At 62.8% G+C, this 18,613-nt stretch carries 17 protein-coding genes and 1 tRNA gene; 7 read left to right on the forward strand and 11 right to left on the reverse strand.

Translation table 11 applies throughout. From position 1 onward, the window contains the following. Positions 1-222: 222 nt before the first annotated feature. Genes WDM86_17025 through WDM86_17040 form a run of 4 tightly spaced genes read left to right on the forward strand, consistent with a single transcriptional unit; the run spans position 223 to position 2,682 of the window. Complete coding sequence (locus tag WDM86_17025; GenBank protein MEI9991729.1) at positions 223-510, forward strand: PqqD family protein; 288 nt, start codon at positions 223-225, stop codon at positions 508-510. Next, positions 494-919, forward strand: a complete 426-nt coding sequence (locus WDM86_17030; GenBank protein MEI9991730.1) for a lasso peptide biosynthesis B2 protein — start codon at positions 494-496, stop codon at positions 917-919. Before WDM86_17025 ends, WDM86_17030 begins: the two co-directional genes overlap by 17 nt. 6 nt (positions 920-925) lie before the next feature. Continuing rightward, positions 926-1,828 (forward strand): hypothetical protein, encoded by a 903-nt coding sequence (locus WDM86_17035; protein ID MEI9991731.1) that lies wholly within the window; start codon positions 926-928, stop codon positions 1,826-1,828. Next, positions 1,825-2,682: a sulfotransferase domain-containing protein gene (locus tag WDM86_17040; GenBank protein ID MEI9991732.1), complete on the forward strand. Its 858-nt coding sequence runs from the start codon at positions 1,825-1,827 to the stop codon at positions 2,680-2,682. Before WDM86_17035 ends, WDM86_17040 begins: the two co-directional genes overlap by 4 nt. A gap of 215 nt (positions 2,683-2,897) precedes the next feature. Here WDM86_17040 and WDM86_17045 read toward each other — a convergent pair whose 3' ends face one another. Then, entirely contained in the window at positions 2,898-3,317 is a 420-nt protein-coding gene (locus WDM86_17045; protein MEI9991733.1) for a hypothetical protein, read from the reverse strand. Here WDM86_17045 and WDM86_17050 point away from each other — a divergent pair. After that, on the forward strand, positions 3,307-4,416 hold the full coding sequence (locus WDM86_17050) for a TetR family transcriptional regulator (GenBank protein MEI9991734.1): 1,110 nt from the start codon (positions 3,307-3,309) through the stop codon (positions 4,414-4,416). The two genes, WDM86_17045 and WDM86_17050, sit on opposite strands and share 11 nt — an antisense overlap. A 53-nt stretch (positions 4,417-4,469) precedes the next feature. Here the strand turns inward: WDM86_17050 and WDM86_17055 are convergent, their stop codons facing one another. Further along, complete coding sequence (locus WDM86_17055) at positions 4,470-5,666, reverse strand: putative 2OG-Fe(II) oxygenase (GenBank protein ID MEI9991735.1); 1,197 nt, start codon at positions 5,664-5,666, stop codon at positions 4,470-4,472. A 495-nt stretch (positions 5,667-6,161) separates the two neighbouring features. Between WDM86_17055 and WDM86_17060 the strand changes: the two genes are divergently transcribed. Continuing rightward, complete coding sequence (locus tag WDM86_17060; GenBank protein ID MEI9991736.1) at positions 6,162-7,940, forward strand: asparagine synthase-related protein; 1,779 nt, start codon at positions 6,162-6,164, stop codon at positions 7,938-7,940. Positions 7,941-7,951: 11 nt separating this feature from the next. Here WDM86_17060 and WDM86_17065 read toward each other — a convergent pair whose 3' ends face one another. The 6 genes from WDM86_17065 to WDM86_17090 all read right to left on the reverse strand — a co-directional run bounded on the left by WDM86_17065 (position 7,952) and on the right by WDM86_17090 (position 15,357). Further along, positions 7,952-8,797, reverse strand: a complete 846-nt coding sequence (locus WDM86_17065; protein MEI9991737.1) for a sulfotransferase domain-containing protein — start codon at positions 8,795-8,797, stop codon at positions 7,952-7,954. Beyond that, entirely contained in the window at positions 8,794-9,714 is a 921-nt protein-coding gene (locus tag WDM86_17070) for a hypothetical protein (GenBank protein MEI9991738.1), read from the reverse strand. The genes WDM86_17065 and WDM86_17070 overlap by 4 nt, the downstream gene beginning before the upstream one ends. Positions 9,715-9,718: 4 nt before the next feature. Next, entirely contained in the window at positions 9,719-10,024 is a 306-nt protein-coding gene (locus WDM86_17075; protein ID MEI9991739.1) for a PqqD family protein, read from the reverse strand. Positions 10,025-10,086: 62 nt separating this feature from the next. Next, entirely contained in the window at positions 10,087-10,701 is a 615-nt protein-coding gene (locus WDM86_17080) for a 2OG-Fe(II) oxygenase (protein ID MEI9991740.1), read from the reverse strand. Between the two features lie 47 nt (positions 10,702-10,748). Continuing rightward, a complete protein-coding gene (locus tag WDM86_17085) occupies positions 10,749-11,537 on the reverse strand; it encodes a hypothetical protein (GenBank protein MEI9991741.1) in 789 nt (262 codons plus the stop codon). Between the two features lie 175 nt (positions 11,538-11,712). After that, a complete protein-coding gene (locus tag WDM86_17090) occupies positions 11,713-15,357 on the reverse strand; it encodes a hypothetical protein (protein MEI9991742.1) in 3,645 nt (1,214 codons plus the stop codon). A 210-nt stretch (positions 15,358-15,567) separates the two neighbouring features. On the opposite strand from WDM86_17090, the gene WDM86_17095 reads away from it, so the two are divergent. Then, a protein-coding gene (locus WDM86_17095; GenBank protein MEI9991743.1) for an IS5 family transposase occupies positions 15,568-16,409 on the forward strand; the annotation gives its coding sequence in 2 pieces (ribosomal slippage) (positions 15,568-15,955 and positions 15,955-16,409; 843 coding nt in all). A 533-nt stretch (positions 16,410-16,942) separates the two neighbouring features. On the opposite strand, the gene WDM86_17100 is transcribed toward WDM86_17095, so the two are convergent. The 3 genes from WDM86_17100 to WDM86_17110 form a co-directional block, all read right to left on the reverse strand. After that, a tRNA-Val gene (locus WDM86_17100) sits at positions 16,943-17,017 on the reverse strand. A gap of 304 nt (positions 17,018-17,321) precedes the next feature. Next, entirely contained in the window at positions 17,322-17,897 is a 576-nt protein-coding gene (locus WDM86_17105; GenBank protein MEI9991744.1) for an energy transducer TonB, read from the reverse strand. Positions 17,898-18,141: 244 nt separating this feature from the next. After that, positions 18,142-18,501: a response regulator gene (locus WDM86_17110; GenBank protein ID MEI9991745.1), complete on the reverse strand. Its 360-nt coding sequence runs from the start codon at positions 18,499-18,501 to the stop codon at positions 18,142-18,144. Positions 18,502-18,613 lie beyond the last annotated feature (112 nt).

Raw genomic sequence — 18,613 nt, forward strand, 5'->3', positions numbered from 1 at the left:
TATTGCCGCGTGTTCCGCGGGGATAATGCGCAGGCACGCGGCTGCCAGGGTGTTGCGCACCGCTCGCTGGAGTTGTGGCACGGTTCGCGGCATGGCGTTCCGTTACGGGCCCGCAATCTCGCGCGGCCCGGCCGAACTCCGGCGATCCGGCCTGTTCTTTCCGGCGAAAAATTGTACCGTGATAAGCGATGCGGAACATGAAGGGCATAAGGCACAAAGGGCATGGCAGTCACATTGGATACGCCGCTGCGCCGCAGTGACGACGTTCTGTACACGCCGGTCGGCAGCGACCGCGGTGTCTTCCTGAACATGAAGGCCAACCGCTATCACAGCCTCAACGCGGTGGGCGCGCGGGCCTGGGAATTGCTGGAGACGCCGCAGACCGTGGCCCAGCTTTGCGAACGCATCACGGACGAATTCGATGTTGATGCCGCAACCTGCCGGACGGCGATGACGGAATTCGTCGGCCAGCTCATGGATCGTGGAATTCTGCATGTCGATCCGGCGTAAGCTCGCATCCTTCCGCCGCCTTCCCGGCCGCGACCGGATGATGGTCTGCGAGGCGGCGGTGATTCTGGGCATCGCACGGGTGCTTGTGCTGACGCGACCCTTCCGCGCCCTGGTGCCCTGGCTGTCACGTTCGCCCGATAGCGGCAGCGCCGACGCCTTGCTGATCCGCCGCGTGCGCCGCGCCGTCACCATCGCGGCGCGCAATGTGCCGTGGAATGCCGTCTGCTTGCCCCAGGCGATGGCCGCCAAGGCGATGCTGGCGCGGCGCGGCCATGGCTCGGCGTTTCACCTCGGCGCGACCATCGAGAATGAGAAGGTCAGCGCCCACGCCTGGCTGACGACCGGCGCCGTGGTGGTCGTGGGCGCCAAGGGCTTGCCGGGCATGTCGCATATGGCGCAGTTCGGTTAGAGCATCATGTTTCACTACAGGATCAGCGGGCTCTCCGTCGCTTCGGAGACGGAGTTGCCCGGCGCCATTCCCGCCGCGCCGGCGCTGGAGCCGGACGTGACGGTGCAGTTGGCGCCATTGCCGATGGAACTGGCGGGCGCCTCCACCACGGGACCGAACTGGCAGATGGATGGCGCGGCGTTTCTGCTGCACGTGCCGCGCGTGGGCCGCTTCCTGATGTCCGCCGGCAGGTCCATCTCGGTGGCGCTGGAGGACGGCGCGACGCCGCGCGATGCCAGCGCCTTCGTACTGGGCAGCGCGCTGGGCATTCTGCTGCATCAGCGCGGGGCGCTGGTGCTGCATGGCTCCGCCGTCGCGCGGGAGGGACGCGCCATCGCCATCTGCGGCCATTCCGGCGCCGGCAAATCCACCCTGGCCGCGGCGCTGTGCCAAGCCGGCAGCAGCTTCGTCACCGACGATATTTGCGTGGTGGGATTGAACAGCGCGCGCCAGCCCGTCGTGCTGCCCGATGGCCGGCAGTTGAAGCTGTGGCGCCAGTCGATCGAGAGACTGGACTTGGACGGCCGCCAGGGAGAGGCGGTGCGCGAAGACCTGGAGAAGTATTTCATCGCGCCCGAGGATGTGGCCGTCGAGGCGCCACGCCTGTCGGCGATCTACGCGCTGCGCGAAAGCCGGCCGCCGCTGAGGGACGGCATCGAGGAACTGGACCTGCCCGACGCCATGCGCATGCTGGAATACGAAGCCTATCGTCCCGGCCTGCGGCGCAAGCTGGGCTCGGCGCCGCGGATGCTGGCGCAGGCGGGCGCGATGTTCGGCCATACGCGGGTCTTCCGGCTGGCGCGGCCGCTGGGCTTTGCGCGCATGGGCGAGACGGTGGACGCGCTGCTGCGCCATTGGGACGCGCTGTGACCGCGCCCGCGGGGATCGTCTGGCTGGCCTCCTTTCCCAAATCCGGCAACACCTGGTTTCGGATTTTCCTGGCCAACCTCGCCGCCGGCGAGAACGGCCCCGCCGACATCAACAACCTGGACGAGCGCGGCGGCATCGCCAGCAGCCGCCATGAATTCGAAGCCGCCACCATGCTGGATTCTGGCCTGCTGTCGCATGACGATATCGACGGCTTGCGGCCGCATGTCTATGAGCGCATCGCCAGCGAAGCCAAGGAGCAGCGCTGGATCAAGGTGCATGATGCCTATACCGCGCTGCCGGATGGCGAGCCGATGCTGGGACGCAGCGCGCGCGCCGCGATCTATCTGGTGCGCGATCCCCGCGATGTGGCGGTGTCGCTGTCGCATCACAACAACACCGACATCGACGGCGCCATCGCCATGATGAACGATTCCAGCAGCGCCTTCAGCCGAAAGTCCAAGGGCCTGCCGCAGCAATTGCGCCAGAAGCTGCTGGGCTGGAGCGGCCATGCCGCAAGCTGGATCGACCAGACGGACGTGCCCGTGCATGTCGTGCGGTATGAGGCGCTGCGTGCCGATCCGATGACGCATTTCAGCGCCGCGCTGGCCTTTGCGGAGCGCCCCGCCGCCGCCGACGACATCGCGTGTGCCATCCGCCATGCGGATTTCTCTGAACTACAGCGCCAGGAAAGCGAGAAAGGTTTTGCCGAACGCCAGTCGCGCAGCGCGCCCTTCTTCCGCTCCGGTCGTGTCGGCGGCTGGCAGGACGTTCTCAGCACCGAACAGGTAGCCCGTATAGAGGAGGCGCATGCACCGCTGATGCACCGGTTGGGTTATTCGATGCTCGGAAGGTGATCACAGTGCAAGCCGCGGGCGTATAGAATCCATCGGCGCGCGCTTGCAAGATCGTCGCAGATACGAAGCGAGCGCCGCGCCACCGGTGAGTAGCTCGGAGAGATATCGCCGAAGCACCGGCGACCTTTTCGCCGAGCGCGGTGCGTCGATCCACCTCCGTTCCGACAACGGGCCGGAATTTGCTGCATTCGCACGTCAACTTTTATGTCCGGCGATCAGCCGGCAGATGAGTCTGGAAACGGCGCCTTCCCGGTGAACGTCGGGCCATCGATCCGCGCCGGCGATCCCGCGTCTCCTGACGGCACGCTCAGCTTCGCTGTGTAGATGGGTTCGGCAAAAACCGCGTAATCGGCATATTCCTGTCTCGCGTCGAAGGTCAGGAATTCGACATCGAACGATGCCGCCGTCGCCGTGCAGACGCAGATGCCGTAGGAATCCGAATCCATATAGGGGATATGCTTCAGCCGGCGTTTCGCTGGGTCGGGCCTTCCGTCTCCGCCCGCCTTAGCCTCTCGCACACAGCGGAGCGAGTCCTCCCAGCCGAACAGTGTGGTCACACCCGTCCAGGGCAAAGGCAGCTGTCCGTCCGGGACGGCGGGGCCAGCCACCAGGGCTTCCGCATCGGTGCCCGGCATTTTCGCCGCCGTCGCCGAGGCCGCCGGCCTGGCGAAATCGCTCGTGTCGCATCACTTCTCGACGCGGGAGCAGCTCGTTCGAGACGCCGCGCGGCTGCTCGTCGCCGGCGTGCAGGACGATCTCGCATCGCTTTCCGCCAGACTGGACGGGCTTGCAGCGGAGCTTCGCGCGCCCGTGGAAATATCCGCCTACATCGTCGAACATCTCGTGACGGGTCCGGCGCAGTCCGGCACCGCCTTGCTCGAGTTCGCCTCGCTGGCGCTGACGGAAGCCCATTACCGCGAGATTTTCCTGCAATTGATCGCGCAGATCGGGACGGTGTTTCCAAACGGCAGTCGCCCCGAGCGCGAGAAGCATCTCATGGCGTTCGTCGTCGGCGAGCTGCTCGCCCATTGTCCGCAGCGATGCGGCCCGATCGCCCTGGCGGGCCTGCGCAAGCGCCTCGGCTGGTTCATGACAGCGGAAGATACCGACCAGGCGCGCTGGCTGTCGCGACTGCTCGTCGTGCTCGAGAGCGGCGGAGCCGTGGACGGCGGCCAAGTCCCACCGGGCGTGCCGGCCGGCCTGGTCTGGGATCGAAGCCATGGGCCGAGCGAGCCGACCGAGCGGCGTGCGGCGATCGTCTCCGCGGCGCTCGAGGTCCTGGCGGAGAGCGACGCCGCCAGCGTCACCCATCGCAAGATCGCCGAGCGCGCCGAGGTGCCGCTTGCCGCCACCACCTATCATTTCGCGTCGAAGATGGCGATTCTCGAAGCGGCCTACCAACGGATCATCGAGGTTGCGATGGCGGAGTCCAGGCGACTCTCGGATATTGCGATGGGCGGGGGTGAACGATCATTCCAGCACCACATCGCGATGATGCTCGACTTCTATGCCTCGGACGGACTGCGGAGCACGCTGGCGCATTTTCATCTTGCCCTGTCGGCCTGCCGCAATGACGGCCTCGCCGCCTTCGCCGTCCGTGCGCACGATACCGAAGTCGAATTGCTACGGGCCAGCGCGCGACAGCTTGGCATCACGCTGGATCGAAATCTGGCGCAGGCCGTCACATCGCTGGTGGGCGGGACCCTTCTGTTCAGGATGTTGGGATACCGCTGACCTGCAGGTGCGTATTTCACCGTCCCCTTTTACGGTCGGCTCGCTGCGCCGGACTATCGAATCGGAACGACGTCGAAAGCGACGCTGATGCGCGTACCGTCGATGCCGGTGGGCTCGGTTGCGTGTGGTACGTAGGAGGGAAATAGCACCAGCCGGCCCGGCACGGGTTCGATCGCACGCGTGCCCCAGGGCGGCTCGAAACCATGTTGCTTGGTGTCGATGGCGCCGACGATCAACGCGCCGCGATAGGCGTTTTCACCGGGAAGCCGAGGCGCATCGACGTAATAAACGCCGCTGATCCACCCGCCCGGATGACCGTGAGGTGCTTGTCGCCCGTCGCGACCGTTGATAACGGCCCAGATATCGAGGCGCGCCATTGGCGGGCGTCCGGCGGAAAACCCGTCATGGGCGGCCTTTGGGCGCTCTCCGCGGGTCTCCACGGCTTTTTTGATCCCGACGATGAGAGCCTCGACGGCAATGGCGTTGGGTTGCCGAAGCTGCCTTGTCTGCCGACCATCGCGCGTGGACTTGCCTCGCGGGTCGTCGGCAAGCATGGGATTGGCGAGAATCTCCGCCGCAAGCGCGTCACGAAAAGAGCGGTCGTCCGCATAGCCGGAAGGCACCGGCAAGTCGGATATTTCGACGAGCTTGTCGAGTGCCATCAAATCCCTTGCTTCGTCCATGCGGTGGAGCGCGCCAAGCGCGAATGCCTTCAGGTACTTTGCATGTGTATGCGCGGAATTCTCCGCGAGCATCGAATTGCACAACTCAAGAGTTCCCATCGGGCCCAAGTTTTTTGCCTGGACCTGCAATAGTCGAGGGTTCGACGACAGAAGTGCCGCGACGGCTTCGGAATTGGCATCAATCCTGTCCCAGTGTTCCAATGATATCAGCAACTCCAAACAGAAACGCTTCGCGCGGGGATTGTTCGGCGCAATCGCAAGCGCCGCCTCTGCATGCGGCAGGGCTTCCTCAAGCAGGCCTTGCGCAACTAGCACGTCGATGAGCAGGAGCCGAAGTTCCTCCGACCGCGGCAAGATCGCAATCGCATCGCGCAGATGGGAGGCCGCGTCGCGGAATTCGCCGAGGAGAATAAGCGCGCGGCCGAGAACCAGCCAGCGTCCTTCATCGTCCGGCATGTTATCGATTGCTTTGCGGGCCAGCGCCGCTGCGACCCGCGCTTTCGCTCCGCCGAATTCTGGTAGCCATTGCATATCAAATAGCAACCACTGCGTGGTGTAGCGCTTCAACGTATCAACGGACGATCAAAACTGTCCATGAAGCCGTGGAAAGGCGGTCGAAACGGCTATCGGATTCAACCGTGGCAAGCACGCCCTTCAAGCCAAGAGGCAACTATCGGCTCTTGCCATGGCTTTCCTTATGAATTTTGTAATGTTATGGCTGAGGAACACCTGTGAAAGGCCTGCACTGTGACAGAACGCGACAATGAGCCAGCAGACAGTATCAGCGAGGGTACGTCGGGCGTGCGTCCGGTGTGGCGGCGGCCTGAAGTCACCGTTCTTGATGTCGAAAGCGGAACGCTCACAACCGTGGGTAATGCCAGCGATGGCGGCGGGGGCAGCACCAGCTAACCAGCCTTATCGCCCCGAAACGCGACTAGAGCGCAGGTTGGTATGAGTTCGTTTGTCGGGACCGTGTTACTGGGCTCCGGCGAATCGCTTAGCGCTCCACCTTCTTCGCCGCCAGACGAGCCCGGCCTGGAGTCCTGTACGCGACACGAGGGCTTGGGCTGGGCCATCCGCCATCGACTACGCGTGGTCACACCGGAAGACCGCCTCGAACGCCAGCCTTTGCCGGCCTGGGGCGATGGCTGGGTTTGTTTCGCCGGCCGGCTGGATGACCTGCCGCATCTGGCCTCCGCCCTGAATATGCGATCCGCCGGAATGGCCGACGGCGCGCTTGCCTGCCGGGCGCTGGAGCGCTGGGACTGTGATGCGCCGGCACGCCTGATCGGCGACTATGCGCTGGCGGCCTGGCATCACGCCGAGCGCAGGCTGATCCTGGCCGCCGATCCCCAGGGCATGCGCAGCATGTATTACTGGCGCAAGGGCGACACCGTAATTTTCTCGACAACCCTACACGGCCTGCTGGCAATGCCGCAGGTGTCGCGTGCGATCGATCAGCGCCACGTCGCCGACTATCTGGCGATGAATTACGGCGACGCCGATACGACCTTCTATCGCGACATCCGCAAAGTCGTTCCTGGCACCTGTGTCGTCATCACCCAAGGCTCGATTCGCGCCGTCGAGGCCCACCGCTTCGATCCCGAACGTCGAATCCGGTTGAAGGACGATGGCGCCTATGTCGAGACCGCACGCGCCCTGCTCGACCAGGCGGTCGCGGACCGTCTGCGGGCCGTGGGGCCGGTCCCGATTTCCGTCAGCGGCGGCCTCGACAGCGCCTGCGTCGCAGCCAGCGTTCACACACAGGCCCCTTCGACAAAGTTGCTGACGGCGATGGCGGGACCGGGCGCCATAGGGATCAGGAAAAGCAGCGGTTATACCGACGAACGCCCCCTGGTGGAGATTCTGGCGTGCGCCTTTCCCGGCCTCGATGCCGAATTTCATGTGGCATCCCCCAATACGGATTGGAGCCCGGATTCGCGTCTCTCCACGGCGCATAGCGGGGCGCCCTATCGAAATCCCGCGCATCTCGCCTGGTTTGGCGGCGTCTACCGCCGCGCCGAGGCGTTGGGCGCGCACTCAATACTGACCGGGAACGCCGGCAACATGACGCTGACATGGGATGGCCGTCGCGGACTTCTTTCGGCACTGCGCCAAGGCAAGATTGTCCATCTGGCGCGCGAACTGGCGATGGAATCGCGCGGCAGCCCAAGAACATTGGCGGGCACCATCTGGAAACATCTTGTTCTTCCGTTGAAGGGGCAACAACAACTTTCGGGAGAACTGAGATCCTATTCAGCGCTTAGTCCGCAAGCGATGCGCGAATTCGATATCCTGGACAGGATGCGCGCCCGTGGAAACGACACGGGGTTCGTATTGCAAGGCGACAGCCGCAGGATGCGCATTCAATCTCTGCTCCGAAGCCGCCACGCGCGGTCCGACGTGATGAATATGCTGCGGGGGCTGTATGGGCTGGATATTCTGATACCGCTCAACGATGTCCGCCTGGTAGAATTCTGCCTGGCGATCCCCGAAGAGCAATTCCTGAAGAATGGAACAGATCGCTATCTTGCAAGACGCCTGCTGCGAAGGGCGGGCGTACCCCGCGCGATCACGGAAAACCGCCAGCGTGGCCGCCAGCATCCCGAGTGGTTCGCCCACATGACCGAGGCCGCACCCTCATTTCCAGCCCAGATGGAACGGCTGCGCCGATCCCCCACCGTGGGCCGCCTGATCGATCTGGATCGTCTGGACCACCTGATCGATGCATGGCCGGCGAACGCGCAGGCGGCCGAACGCCAGCGCAAGGCATATGGCGCCCTCATGAATGCGGCGCTCAGCGTGGGCGCTTTCATTGCCTGGGCGGAAGGCACCAACTGAGAGCCGCAGCATCAAAGATAACCCAGACGGTCCATCACCGCGCCATGACGCTCGGTTATCGCGCGGGCCTGGGCTGAAGAGAGCCGATCGCGCCAGCCGCCGGCGTGGCCTATTCGGAAGAAGACATCCGTCGATTCGCTTTGACGCTCGCGAAATCCGCGAATCCTCTCCTGCCCCGCCAATGTCTCGAATCGGGTGGCGGCCACCGCGGAATCCAGCATCGCATCGGTAACGACGATGCCCAGATGCGATGCCACCTGCGCCAAGAGGCCATGGGGGTCGCGCAGCATGTCTTCATATCGGATGACCAGAGGGGACAGCGACGTCTGGTCCAGCCAGGACAGGACGTGACCGCTCCACGAACCCAGCGGCTGCGGCAACTGGATCTTCGCGCCGCTCGCGGCATCGGCCATGAACGCGCCGTCATTCGCCATGAATTCTATGGTCCTGTCGATCGCTGTCCCGCGATGATGGGAAAAAGAGACCGCCACGTCGCGCGGGTCGCGCACGAGATATACCGCGCCCTGACTGATCTGCGGCGGAAAGGCTGCCTCTCCCGCCCCGGTGCGCCAAAACCGGTCGTGGACTTTTCGCAGCAGCAACCCGCCATCGGCATCGGCGGCAAGGGCGGCGCAAAGGGCGGGCCGCAGATCTGCGATCTCCTCACCGGTAAGCTCGCTTGCCTCCAGGCCGAACAATTCGTCTACCTCGGCGAAAGTCGCGACGCTCGAATCGTCCTGGAGCGCGTTGATGTCGACGGGCTTTCCGCCGGACTGGAGGCTGGAGAGCATCATCCGCAGCCAGGTGTTTCCAGACTTCGGATATGAGACCAGCCATCCGAACCGCGCGGCGGTCATGGACGAGCTTGAAGTGCCGACGCGGCAAGGCGCACCAGATCCGGCAAATCCGCCACATTGCCGGTTCGGGTCAGGGAAAAGATGGGCACGAGCGTCGCCAGGCGCGTCAGGTCCTGAAACTGTCCTTCACGCCTGCCAAGATGACGCCCCAGACGCGCGCGATAGAGCATCTCGGTCGCCGGCATGACAGACGCCGGCCCTGACAGCCGGATCAGGGTTGGTGCCTTCAGGCGGGGATCGACGCCGAGACGAACGATGGCGCCCAGCGGAGCGGGCTCACAACGGCCTGGAGGCAGGACGAGCAGGCGCTTGGCATGGCCCGGACGCCCGGCCAAGAGCGATTCCGGCGGATGGGACAGGGCGCGCGCCGCATCGGGCCACAACCGTAGCCGCAACGGTCCGGGAAAGGCGTGTGCCCGACCATCCTTGAGCACGATCCGGCAGATGTCATCTGTCATCGCTTCGTGTCCGTGCGCCACAAGGCCGGCAGCCAAGGTGGATTTCCCACGTCCCGACAACCCGGCGATGGCGACCGCGCCGTCCCCGCCGTGAACGCAGCTGGCATGCAGGATGAGATCGCCGCGCTGGTGCAGAAGCACGCCCGCCACCGTGCCCTGCAGAAAAGCCTCGACGTCCTGGATCGGGCAGTCGGGGCCGAGATCGGCAATCACGTCGCGGCCATCCCGGATCAAAAAGCGCAGTTGCCCGGAAGCCTTCAACAAAACGCGGCCATCCTCATCGACCTCGATGAAAGGGCTCTTCCAGACAGGGGCGTCGAGGCTTTGCGGTACGTCCCCGAGCCGCAACGCAATGTCTGCGGCGCCTGCGCGCTGCAGCGACGGAAAGCTAGAGATTGGCAATTCGGTACGGAGCCGATAGCCGTAGAAATATCTATCTTCCGCCGTGTCAGGGACCATCGCGCTATTCGGCGCCGCCCGCTTCGATATCGACAAGGCCATACTCGCAGAGCCGCGAGATCAGGTCTGTAGTGTCCTGCGCGATCACGGCACCATCGCCCTCGAAGTCCCGCACGAGTCCGTCGCACAATTCCGACACGGTCTGGCTGTGCTCCAGGCGGCGCCAGATCTCGGACGCCATGCCGTCAAATCCTACATATTTGCCCTGAAGCAACCCCATCACCACCATCTGTCCGTCGATCTCTGCGGTTATCTGATCGGCATGCCACTTCACGCGCGTGCCTGGACCGATCTGACCCGTTCTGTGCATCTCAATCTCCGTAACGTCTTTGCCGCGTCCGCTCGGCCCGGTCTTGTCAGTTTGAAGTCACGTCAGCCATGGATCCACATATTGACCGCGAAGCGGCGGTCCGCGAAAGCCCCATCACGGCAAAGAATGGGCTCGACCGAATGCGGTGCAATCGAAGGGAAGGCGACCATGAGGTTGTGGTCGGGAAGGATGTCCCTGGTTTGAGGAGTGCCCACCGCGTACATCCGCAGGGCCCCGCCCGTAAAGCCGGCCGGCCGACGGTTCAGATAGAGAACCAGGGTCAGTATGCGCGGCCTTCGCTGTCGAACAGTGCCGAGGAAGGTATCGACATGCCGACGGAAATGCGCGCCGTCCCCATGCGACACCATTTCAATCTCCACCTGCGTGGCCTCGAATGGGTTCATCCCGAACGCCTGCTGGAGTTCGCTCTTGATATCCAGAGCGCGGGATTTCAGCAATGCCTCGAAAGGGCCGAGGCCCGGCAATTTTAGCGCGCTACGAAGATTGGCATCGACGCGGACCGCGCCCTCGTGAAGGACGGCGGCGGGCACGTAGCACTTCTCCTGTTCAATTGCGTAGCGCAACAGCGCGTCCGCCGCTTCGGGGCGCAGCCAGTCCGGCTTGGCGAGCGTCGGCAGAAAGCCGCCGCGGCCACGATCGCCGGCAGTTGCGCTCATCGGCTCCACGACGGTCTCGACGCTCCTGTCACGATTTCACGCCACAATCATTCAACCTCGGGGCCGGGCGCGTAATTCACTGTGGGCTGCACAAGATCGCGGCCGCCATTGAAATCCTTGTACGTCTCGTCACCGATGCGATAGGCCGTCCTCACCATCTGCGTCAACGCAAGTGCGTTGCGGATTTCTCTTGTGAACCGCAGGACGGGCGCCACGAACCAAGTGGCGAGCGCCGCTTCGAGCGGCTCAAGCCGCGGATCAAAGGTATATTTGTCCGACGGACCACATCTATGCTCGTAGTTGCTGCAACCGCGCTTGACGAGCATCTTGGTATCGGGGCCTAGAGATGAGTGCTGATCGATTTTCTCGCGCACCTTGCGGTAATAGGCCTGCGCGACACCCAGCCCGGTGAGATACAGGTAGGTTCCATAGGGACTGGAATTTTGCGGGTTGTCCACTTCCGGACCGCTCTTAGACGCGCAGGGCAATGATTTGACGATGTCGCGGACCGCCATCAACTGCCGCATGGATCGTGACACCACCTTGACCTTGTAGCAGTCGCGACACCCGAACGGCACAGCGCTCTCCCCATACGCCTGGCGAAACAGGAAGTGATTGAGGAAGGCACATGGGGGGAAGGCGCCTTGCGGGCCATCTTTGATGAAGGGATCCAGCCTGGATGGCTTACCGGGATGACTGACGAAGTCCGCCAGCTCGAACCGGCCGTCTTCTCTCCGCACAAGCGCGCCGCTCTCCGCCGCCTGTTCCAGGTTTTCGGCGACGGACCTGCCATTGGCCAGTACCATAGAAGGCAATGTTTCGATCGCCCTCGCCATTCCCGATACCTTTCCTTTTTTGCCTTCCAGCCATACCCCTTGACGCTAGCATTGGATGCCGGGGATGCACAGACGGCGAGGGGCGATATCCATACCGGGTAAACACAAGCATCGGGGTGATACCGATCCTCGCCGCCCGTCGCAAGCTACGAAGCCGGCGACCTCCATCCGTATTTCATTTCCACCGATCGAGAACGATTGATGCCGGCCAATCCAGATCAGGCGGCTCGACGATGACGCTGATCAGGCTTCTTTCGATCCAGGCGCGGCGTACGAGTTCCTCCACCGCGGGCTCACGGCCCCGGAAGCGGTGCTCCCGTCCGGTCTCAGACAGCAACGTGAAGCCTTCGAAGTCTCCAAAACGATCATAGCGAATGCCGATGATCTTTCCCGTGTAACGGTGCTCGCCCGTCGGCTTGCCAGGATGGAAGGAAGGAGGCTGATAGCCGTCGGGGGACGGTGGAATCTTGGACGCGTTGCCGCCCATTCCGTTGATCCGGCCCGAGAGGTAGCTGATGTAACGCAACAGCACCTTGTACCAGCGGTTGCCGGGCCCGATCAGGCCGAGCCGCCATTTCAGTATCGCAAGCAGGTTTTCGTCCGCTGGAACAATCCTGCTTTCGCGCTCCACGGAAATCTTTGCAAGGAAAGAGCCCGACACGTAACGCCAAACCATAGGTCCGCGCTCGGCCGTGTCGATGCTGGACGCCGCCAGGAACAGCCGATCGTTGGCGCGTTTTTCGGTCGTCCGGATCTGCTTGGTGGAGATGCGGCGCACGAGCACGTTGAATTCATTGCCCTCCCGGACCGAGGCCGGAAGGTCGATCGTCATCAACCCCGCGAGGCTGCCTCCGGCGCCAAACGGAATCGGTATGTAGGTGACCGGACCCACCACCTCGCACTGAATCGTGTTGGCATCGGCGGCTGAGAGGGTGTTGCTGGAATACAGCCGCTTTGCGAGATCCAGGACCCGCTCGGCGCTCAACTCCGGCCAATAGATCTTCGCCACGCTGCCGCGCGGCGTGGTGCCCCAATCGATCATGATCTCGTCGGGGTAGCTCAGAATGCTGCGCCTGTCGGTGGACTGCGGCGGCGGGCTCGGACGGACATCGATTGTCTGAGGAACGCGATGAGTCGCGGGGAAGCCGGGGTTGCCGGATGTCGTGACCTGGAGATTGCGCTGCGCCAACTTGTCGGAGTTACCCGGATATTCGATCACGCCGTTGGCGTTTTCGATCGGCGCGAATTCATATGCGATCTGCGCGACGAGGCAGTTGTGCGCGCTGCCCGCGAGCCAATATTGGACGGGGTGGCGGCCGTACGGACTCGCCGCGTCGCCATATTGATTCGTCGCATCATTGACGTTGAGGAAGCAGCCGTAGAAGGCCCACGCATTTTGGCCGTTGGGAATCGTGATCGTCTGATTGTTCGCGCCCGTCGCAGCATAGTCGGTGGGAGAGTCGCTGAAATTGGCGGTGGCGAAAAAGGGCAGCGAACAGCCGTTGATCGCGCCATTGCCGTCGGTCCCGGGCAGCGGGCTCGAGGGATTCGATCCGCCGGGAGGATAGGTGACATTGGGGTCCGCGCTCGAGACCGCGGCCGTGGCGTTGATGAAGTCCGTGTCGAACGTCTGCGTGGTGAACATCCGGAAGAACACTTTGACGTTCGGCGCGGGGTCGGCCGGGCTGGACGAGCCCTGCAAGCGGACGCGCGCGACGGCGAAGTTGTAATTGATGTTCGATCCGGTCTTCGGGGTGACCGAAGAATCGCCCAGCAGGGCCCCGGCCTGTTGCGGCAGCACGGTGTCCAGAGGATCGGATATGTTGGTGTCGGGCGGCGTGTAACCCGGGTCCGTATTCAAATAGCCATAGGTCTTATTGAGCCAGGTGATCAGCCCCTGGATGTAGGCGTAAGCCGCGCCTGTGTCCTGCGTGGTCGGACCGCCGGTCTGGAATTGGAACGGCACGGGCGGGACCGGCGACAGGGGATCGACGATCGGCATCTGGTTGTCGCCCGTCGGCGTGACCGTGAAAACCCGAAGATCCTGACTGAGATAGAAGTGATTGTCCGCGGCCACGTTGATGTTGGTGAAATAGGGATCGGCGCCGCCCAGCAGGAAGAACTCACCCGTCGTGATCGGGTGGAAATGGTCTCCGATAGCGATGCTGGCATCGAGCGTAAAAGGATTGGGCGGATCGCCGGGATCCGGGAAGGCGCTGAGGGACGCCATGTCGAACGTGATCGCATATTCAAAGCGGATACGCTGCTTCACGTGGGCGTTCGCGCCGGTATTGCCGAGCTCATAGGTGATGGTAGGAGGATGGGAGATCTGAAGGCCGGGGATGTCCGTCGTGAAGCCGCCCGACAATTGGGGAAGGATATTTCCCAACACGTTGGGAGTGAACCCCTCCAGAAACAGGTAGAACGCATCGCCGATGGGGGTAGAAAGTTGATCGGAAACCTCGTCGCGCCCGTAGTTGTTCTTTCCGAGGCCGAAATAGAACCTGCGATCGGTCCAGGCGAGCCACGTCGCGAGATTGGCATAGAACGCCTCGAGCTCCTTGAGCACGGCCTTGCCGCTCGGCGAGGCATTGAACCCTTGCTGCTTCGTGGTGACGAGGCTGCACGGGTCGCCCAGCAGATTCAGATCGAGGAAGTGGTGAAAGGACGAGTCCGTCACGACCCGGCCGACATTCACGTTGTGCCCATCATAGGCCGCGAGCGTATTGTTGGCGTTGGCCCCGCTTCTGACGTTGCAGGGAGATGTATCGGCGCTGAAATTCTTGTTTTCGCAGACCACGTCTTCCTGATTCATGCCTTGCGGGACTTCGGTGACATGGCCGGTCAACGTTCCGCCGGGACCGGGCGTGCCCACGGTGCTTTGCGCCAGGATGATCACGGGTTCCTGGTAGCCGCCGACCGTGGGGAATTCCACGAAACCCGCGCCCGCGAACGACAGCGTGGCATCTGAATTGAATGTCTGCGTCAGTTGAGCCCCCGTGGGCACCATGACCTCGCCTTCATGCATGTGATCCGGATAGACCGTCAGGGGGCCCGTCGCGCCCTGGATCGCCGGATGCGAGGAGACCAATACGGTCAGCTTCTGCGGAATATCGTCGGACTGATCGTCGAAGAAGAAAGTCGTGCCGGAATCCGTCGCGCCTTTTTGCAGGGTGTCTACGCGTGCCGGGCCGCCACCCGGCCAATTGGCGACCCAATTGGGCGGAAGCCCCGTGCTCGAATCCCCCTGCTCGAACCATTTGCGCATGTAGCGCACGCGAGGAATGAAGCCGCCCAATGCCGCGCCCAGGCCGGAATGGTCGCCGGTGGCGAACATGCCTCCGCCCATGTTCATGAACTCGGTGATCTTCGCCAATTCACTGTCGGAAAGACGGCCGGGTTCCAAAGTCCCCGACACCGGACCGACCGTGAGCGTGCCGCCGTCGTAACCTTCGAAACCGAACAACCAGATCTCGTCATAGTCCAGGAGATTCAGCCCGGGATCGTCAAAATGAAATGGTGTCGGATTGCTCGAATCCGGCCCCTTGATCGTGGCATCCGGATCGGGGACCGAATTGGTGACGATTTTGGTGTCGAAGTCCTGGGACGCGTTGAATCCGCGGCTGGCGGTGTCGACCGTGAAGGTCGGCGACGGCCAATTGCGCAAGGTGTTGATCAAATGGGACAGCGTGAACCACGCGTCCGGGCCATAATCCGTATCGCTTTCGGGCCCAAAGGGCGGCACGGTCGGATCGATGGGATACGTGGTCGTAAGCGAAAAGATACCGTCGACGACAATCAGGACTTTGATATCGGACATGCCATCGTCCCCATTATTTTAGAGGCGATAATGCAATAAAAGGAGCTTTCTACTTCTAAAATGTCAAGTAAATGTTTCACGATCACATGGTGAATTATGCTAAGAATTCGGTCTGTGTTCTTGACTGTAAGAGCCGATCCGGAAAGAAGTTGAGTCGGGTGAATCGGTTGTGATTCCGTTGTGGGTGCTGATTCGCAACAGGAGCACCCGATGTGGAAGCCGGAGCACCGGCTGTCGGCGAGACGCAATGGTCTTCGCTATTCCAGCGACATGACGGATGAGGAATGGTCACTTGCGGCGCCGTTGATACCCCCGGCCAAGCGCGGCGGGCGCAAGCGCACGACGGATGTGCGTGAAGTCTTGAACGCCATTTTCTATGTGCTTTGGACGGGCTGCCAATGGCAGGCGCTGCCGAAGGATTTTCCGCCCAAGAGCACGGTTCACGACTATCTCGAACTGTGGAACTGGGACGGGACGTTGGAGCGCATCCATCACGCGCTCTATGTGGCAGTGCGCGAGAGCCAAGGCCGCGAGGCCAGCCCCACCGCCGCCATCATCGACAGCCAGAGCGCCAAGGGAGCGCTCAAAGGGGGGCTCTGCTCGATCCTTCAGGCTACGACGCGGGCAAGAAGGTCAAGGGCCGCAAGAGGCACATCCTCGTCGATACGCTCGGCCTGTTGCTGAGCGTCGCCGTCCACAGCGCCGACATCCAGGATCGCGACGGCGCAGCGCTGGTCCTCGACAAGCGGACGCGGCGATCGTTTCCCTTCATCGAACGTATCTTCGCCGACGGCGGTTACAACGCCAAAAAGACCGCCGATGCCGTCGCCGCCACCGGAACCTGGGTCATCGAGATCGTCAAGCGCAGCGATGCCCACCGCTTCGTGGTCATGCCAAAACGCTGGATCGTCGAACGCACCCTGGCCTGGATCAGCCGCAACCGACGCCTGGCGCGCGACTTCGAGCGCTACGCCACAACCGTCGCGGCCTTCATCCGCCTCGCCATGATCCGCATCATGCTCAGGCGACTTGCCGCAAATCCCTCAAAATGATTCAGTTCTTTCCGGATCGGCTCTAAGAAAATATTTTCCGGCGAAAGAAGATCTGCCGGAATAAGGGCCGCGGCACCTGGGACGTCAGGCGATTGAATCATCAATTTCTTGGACACTGCCTAGATATTTACTCCCGGCATTTGATGAAGAGATCGAGTGTAATCGTTCGGGTTCTGTCGAGAACTTGCCGATGTGTTCGTAAGGCGTGATGCACGGGGCGATCACGACGCACTCCATGACGCCATCTTTCAGGCGGAGTTCTTTCGCCCTGCTCGATCGAAGTCTTAGATGGCCGTGGCTTCTTGATCCCGATGCAGAAGGCCGTCGCGATCGGTCGGCAATGCTTTGGTGCGCACTGCACCCCTAAGACCGCGTCGACGGCTTCGCGCGCGCTCACAGTGGTGCGAAGTCAGCTCAACTAACAGCGACCCTTGCTTGCGCAGAGTAAGGCCCACGCATCCCGCGGTATCGTTCGTCTCTAATCCATTTTGAAGGACAGTGGACGGAGGAATTCTCGCGCTAAGTGATTGAAATGGTGGGCGGTACAGGGATCGAACCTGTGACCTTCCCCATGTCAAGGGGACATTCTCCCGCTGAACTAACCGCCCAACTAACGAGCCTCCATGGACTGATAAACCAGCCAAAGAAGGCTAAATCTCAAAAAACCCCCTGCGTTACACAAGCGTACCGGTCCCGCACTCAATTGCTTGAAATCATTACCGCGATGTAGTCGATGTCAAGGTAGTGCTCTCCCGCTGAGCTACGCGCCCTACTCCGTGCGACGGGGCGGCAGCTATAGCCTTATGGGGGCGTCAGGGGCAAGCAAGGTTTTCGGCCCTTCCACACCAACTCCCAAGCCGAAAAGCCCCGCCTCGGCCTGGCCGCGACGGGGCTCATATTCGGGCGGGAAGCCTAAAGGCTCGCCCGCCTCAGATCGAACTTGACGGCCGCCTGGGCCTGGCTGGGAACCGGCGCGCCGTTCTGGATCGCCGGCTTGTACTTCCAGTGTGCCATCACCCAGGTGACCGCCGCCTGGTCGAGCTCCGGGAAGCCACTCGACTGCAGAACCGTCGCCGAGGCGACGTCGCCCTGGGCCGAGACGACCAGTTGCAGCGTCACCGTGCCCTGATGCGCCGCCATCCGCGCCAACGCCGGATAGGGCGGCGTCGAATGCGTGCTGCTCACGCCGGACGCGTCGGTGTCGGGCTGCGCCGGCGGCACGTTGCTGGCCGGCGTCTGCGGCAGGGTGATCGGCGGCGGCTGGTCGTTCGCGACGGCGATGACGGGCGGCGGAATCGTGTCGACGGTCTCATGCGGCCGCACCAGCGCCGGCTTGGGCGGCGGCGGCGCGTCCGCGATCTTGGTCTTGTCGTCGAGGACTCGTGTCGTGAGTTCATGCGAGATGTATTTCACGGTCTGTCCGGCCATTCCGCTGACGAGCGCATAGACGATGACGACGTGCAGCATGGCGACGCTGCCGATGATCATGGTGCGTCGCGACGACGTACCCGATGGGCCGCCGTTGACAATGTCGTGTGTTGGCGCGTGCATGTTCGTTGCCTCCCATGTTCGCCGCCGCCTCTTGCGAGCAGCGCCCGCGCTCAACGGCGCTGGTGCAGGCATGGAAACGTGCAATTCCGGCGGGTCCCGGGCGTCAATGTGGCGATGCTGCCGCATTGCGGAAAAAGTTTCGCGAAAACGGAACGGCGGACAGGCTCCGGCAACGCAGCCGTCAGGCGGCGATCATGCGATCGACTTCGGCGACGATCTCGCGAAGGTGGAACGGCTTGGACAGCACCTTGGCCTGCTTCGGCGCGTTCGCCGCCGGGTGGAGCGCCACCGCGGCGAAACCGGTGATGAACATGATCTTCAGCGCGCGGTCCATTTCGGCGGCGCGCTTGGCGAGCTCGATCCCGTCCATGCCCGGCATCACGATGTCGGTCACCAGGAGGTCGAAGCGGAAGCCCTTGAGGCATTCGAAGGCGTCGCTGCCGTCGCCGAAATCGGTGACGTCATGGCCGGCCTTGACCAGCGCCTGCGCCAGGAACTTGCGCAGGCTCTCATCGTCTTCCGCCAACAATATGTGCGCCATTGAGCCGCCCTCGCCCCCCTATAAGAGCGTATAATATGCAAACCGTAAACGGCGGTTAATGGTGGGGACCTGCGACACCGGCCGCTTGATCGGGGCGGCGCGTTAATGGTCC

Origin of the sequence: Rhizomicrobium sp., from assembly GCA_037200045.1 — a bacterium.
GTDB lineage: Bacteria > Pseudomonadota > Alphaproteobacteria > Micropepsales > Micropepsaceae > Rhizomicrobium.

Excerpts from the sequence above, each read along its gene's own strand:
- WDM86_17070 (MEI9991738.1), bottom strand. The coding sequence starts at position 9,714 with ATGGTCCCTGACACGGCGGAAGATAGATATTTCTACGGCTATCGGCTC.
- WDM86_17035 (MEI9991731.1), top strand. The coding sequence starts at position 926 with ATGTTTCACTACAGGATCAGCGGGCTCTCCGTCGCTTCGGAGACGGAG.
- WDM86_17030 (MEI9991730.1), top strand. The coding sequence starts at position 494 with ATGTCGATCCGGCGTAAGCTCGCATCCTTCCGCCGCCTTCCCGGCCGC.
- WDM86_17045 (MEI9991733.1), bottom strand. The coding sequence starts at position 3,317 with ATGCCGGGCACCGATGCGGAAGCCCTGGTGGCTGGCCCCGCCGTCCCG.
- WDM86_17105 (MEI9991744.1), bottom strand. The coding sequence starts at position 17,897 with ATGATCATCGGCAGCGTCGCCATGCTGCACGTCGTCATCGTCTATGCG.
- WDM86_17075 (MEI9991739.1), bottom strand. The coding sequence starts at position 10,024 with ATGCACAGAACGGGTCAGATCGGTCCAGGCACGCGCGTGAAGTGGCAT.
- WDM86_17065 (MEI9991737.1), bottom strand. The coding sequence starts at position 8,797 with ATGACCGCCGCGCGGTTCGGATGGCTGGTCTCATATCCGAAGTCTGGA.
- WDM86_17090 (MEI9991742.1), bottom strand. The coding sequence starts at position 15,357 with ATGTCCGATATCAAAGTCCTGATTGTCGTCGACGGTATCTTTTCGCTT.
- WDM86_17080 (MEI9991740.1), bottom strand. The coding sequence starts at position 10,701 with ATGAGCGCAACTGCCGGCGATCGTGGCCGCGGCGGCTTTCTGCCGACG.
- WDM86_17025 (MEI9991729.1), top strand. The coding sequence starts at position 223 with ATGGCAGTCACATTGGATACGCCGCTGCGCCGCAGTGACGACGTTCTG.
- WDM86_17085 (MEI9991741.1), bottom strand. The coding sequence starts at position 11,537 with ATGGCGAGGGCGATCGAAACATTGCCTTCTATGGTACTGGCCAATGGC.
- WDM86_17110 (MEI9991745.1), bottom strand. The coding sequence starts at position 18,501 with ATGGCGCACATATTGTTGGCGGAAGACGATGAGAGCCTGCGCAAGTTC.